The organism is Acinetobacter sp. 243_ASPC (assembly GCF_001054715.1).
GTDB classification, from domain to species: Bacteria; Pseudomonadota; Gammaproteobacteria; order Pseudomonadales; family Moraxellaceae; genus Acinetobacter; species Acinetobacter soli.
On the sequence record NZ_JVOR01000060.1, the window covers coordinates 1 to 852 of the forward strand.

Below are 852 nucleotides of genomic sequence, written 5' to 3' on the forward strand. Positions count from 1 at the left end.
CTTTAAAGGTAATTTAGAAGAAATAGTTGACTTAATTAACAATTGGACTGAAAAAGACTTTGAAATTTTAGAACCTAATTTTAAAGCAAAAGAAGCTATTGAATTAGAGTTTATTAAAGATAATTTAGTCATTATTCATAACCACAATTTTTTCTTTTCTGCTTATCAAGATAAAGATTTATGGAATGAAAGGCTTAAAAAGTCCTTATTGAATGATTGGGTAATATTTTTTGAATGTGTAGATAGTTCTAATGCGGCTAGTTATTTGATATTTAAAAATAATATAGAAGTTAGAAGAGTTACTGAATGTGAAGATCAAGCTTTTTATCAGGAGGGAGAACCTCAAGATTTTGAAAAAGAATGGCTTAGCGCCTCAATAGGTTATGAACATGAATACCAAGAAGGTGATGAATGGAAAGAGGAAATTATAACGGATCCAAAATTTTCCCTGGATGACATTGAAGAGTGGGAAAATTATTATAAATTTTATTATGTTGGCTCTATAGATAACTCCACCAACCATTTAGCTAGACAGTTACTAAGTGACTTGTCAAATAAATATCTGGGTTTTGATTTGATTAATGATTTTTATGAAATAGAAAATAGAATCACCCTAGGCTATGGGGAAATTGCTGAAAAACAGTTAACTCCCCATACACAAGAAAAAAGCTTTTTTCAGAAATTGTTATTTGGAAGTAATATCCATTTAACATAATGGGCGTTATCCGAAATCGTCTTTTTTAAGTTAAATAAAATCATATACTTAATCATTTTTCATAATCCAAAATTCCCGCAAAGATCCGCTTTGGAAACAAAGCGGATCTTTTTTGAGCATGTTTGATACTTCTTGCC

Annotated in this window: 1 pseudogene; it reads left to right on the top strand. The window is 29.7% G+C overall.

What is annotated here, in order from left to right:
• Positions 1–715 (top strand): annotated as a pseudogene (locus tag ADA42_RS18470) (hypothetical protein); the annotation flags it as partial.
• Positions 716–852 lie beyond the last annotated feature (137 nt).